Below are 2,500 nucleotides of genomic sequence, written 5' to 3'. Positions count from 1 at the left end.
ACGGACATTGGGTCTGTAGCTCAGGTGGTTAGAGCGCACCCCTGATAAGGGTGAGGTCGGTAGTTCGAGTCTACCCAGACCCACCACTCTGAATGACTAGCGCATACAAAGAATTTATTACGCATCGGCATTGTGGCCGGTACGTGTTCTTTTAAAACTTGTGACGTAGCGAGCGTTTGAGATTCTATCTTGACGTGTCGTGAGGCTAAGGCGGAAGACTTAAATGTCTTCTTATTAATTGAGTCGTTATATTTCGTATCTGGGCTTTGTACCCCCAGGTCATATATATAACCCAAGGCAACTTGCGGTTATATGGTCAAGCGAATAAGCGCACACGGTGGATGCCTTGGCGGTCAGAGGCGATGAAGGACGTGGCAGCCTGCGAAAAGTATCGGGGAGCTGGCAACAAGCTTTGATCCGGTAATGTCCGAATGGGGAAACCCACCCGCTTGCGGGTATCCTGCAGTGAATACATAGCTGCTGGAAGCGAACCTGGTGAACTGAAATATCTAAGTAACCAGAGGAAAAGAAATCAACCGAGATTCCCTGAGTAGCGACGAGCGAACGGGGACTAGCCCTTAAGCTGGAATGGTTCTAGAAAAACAGCCTGGAACGGCTGGCCATAGAAGGTGATAGCCCTGTATTTAAAAGGGCCACTCCAGTGAAGACGAGTAGGGCGGGGCACGTGAAACCCTGTCTGAACATGGGGGGACCATCCTCCAAGGCTAAATACTACTGACCGACCGATAGTGAACCAGTACCGTGAGGGAAAGGCGAAAAGAACCCCGGAGAGGGGAGTGAAATAGATCCTGAAACCGTGTGCGTACAAGCAGTAGGAGCTCGAAAGAGTGACTGCGTACCTTTTGTATAATGGGTCAGCGACTTACTGTTCGTGGCAAGCTTAACCGTATAGGGGAGGCGAAGGGAAACCGAGTCTGATAAGGGCGCATAGTCGCGGGCAGTAGACCCGAAACCGGGTGATCTAGTCATGGCCAGGGTGAAGGTGCCGTAACAGGTACTGGAGGCCCGAACCCACGTCTGTTGCAAAAGACGGGGATGAGCTGTGATTAGGAGTGAAAAGCTAATCGAACCCGGAGATAGCTGGTTCTCCTCGAAAGCTATTTAGGTAGCGCCTCATATGTATCCTCTCGGGGGTAGAGCACTGTTATGGCTAGGGGGTCATCGCGACTTACCAAACCATTGCAAACTCCGAATACCGAGACGGACTGTATGGGAGACACACGGCGGGTGCTAACGTCCGTCGTGAAAAGGGAAACAACCCAGACCCACAGCTAAGGTCCCAAATTCACTGCTAAGTGGAAAACCATGTGGAAAGGCACAGACAGCCAGGAGGTTGGCTTAGAAGCAGCCACCCTTTAAAGAAAGCGTAATAGCTCACTGGTCGAGTCGGTCTGCGGGGAAGATTTAACGGGGCTAAGCAGTGAACCGAAGCTTGGGGTGTGCATATTTATATGTACGCGGTAGAGGAGCGTTCCGTAAGCCGTTGAAGGTGGATTGAGAAGTCTGCTGGAGGTATCGGAAGTGCGAATGCTGACATGAGTAACGATAATGCGGGTGAAAAACCCGCACGCCGAAAGCCCAAGGTTTCCTTGCGCAACGTTAATCGGCGCAGGGTGAGTCGGCCCCTAAGGCGAGGACGAAAGTCGTAGTCGATGGGAAGCAGGTTAATATTCCTGCACCTCGCGTAAGTGCGATGGAGGGACGGAGAAGGTTAGGTGTACCCGGCGTTGGTTGTCCGGGGGAAAGGAGGTAGGTTTGAATCTTTGGCAAATCCGGGATTCTTCAAGACCGAGCACCGAGACGAGCCTTTAAGGCGAAGTCACTGATACCACGCTTCCAGGAAAAGCTCCTAAGCTTCAGCTTACGCAGACCGTACCGTAAACCGACACAGGTGGGTAGGATGAGAATTCTCAGGCGCTTGAGAGAACTCGGGTGAAGGAACTAGGCAACATGGCACCGTAACTTCGGGAGAAGGTGCGCCCTTTTTGGTGGCTCATGCGAGCTATAGCTGAAGAGGGCCGCAGAAACCAGGCCGCTGCGACTGTTTATCAAAAACACAGCACTCTGCAAACACGAAAGTGGACGTATAGGGTGTGACGCCTGCCCGGTGCTGGAAGGTTAATTGATGGGGTCAGCCGCAAGGCGAAGCTCTTGATCGAAGCCCCAGTAAACGGCGGCCGTAACTATAACGGTCCTAAGGTAGCGAAATTCCTTGTCGGGTAAGTTCCGACCTGCACGAATGGCGTAACGACAGCGGCGCTGTCTCCACCCGAGACTCAGTGAAATTGAAATCGCTGTGAAGATGCAGCGTTCCCGTGGCAAGACGGAAAGACCCCGTGAACCTTTACTATAGCTTTACACTGAACGTTGAGTTCGTCTGTGTAGGATAGGTGGGAGGCTATGAAACCATGGCGCTAGCTGTGGTGGAGCCATCCTTGAAATACCACCCTGTCGTGCTTGACGTTCTAACCTGGGTCCA

1 tRNA gene and 1 rRNA gene (1 of these 2 cut by a window edge) are annotated in these 2,500 nt (G+C 52.3%); both read left to right on the top strand.

Features of this window, described 5'->3' with window-relative positions:
- Positions 1 to 9: 9 nt before the first annotated feature.
- Positions 10 to 86, top strand: a tRNA-Ile gene (locus tag GQ674_RS19390).
- Positions 87 to 314: 228 nt separating this feature from the next.
- Positions 315 to 2,500, top strand: a 23S ribosomal RNA gene (locus GQ674_RS19385) (it continues 693 nt past the right edge of the window).

The organism is Stenotrophomonas sp. 364 (assembly GCF_009832905.1).
Taxonomy (GTDB): Bacteria; Pseudomonadota; Gammaproteobacteria; order Xanthomonadales; family Xanthomonadaceae; genus Stenotrophomonas; species Stenotrophomonas maltophilia_AP.
Note: the sequence above shows the minus strand (reverse complement) of the source record. Positions and strands in the feature narration are given on the sequence as shown.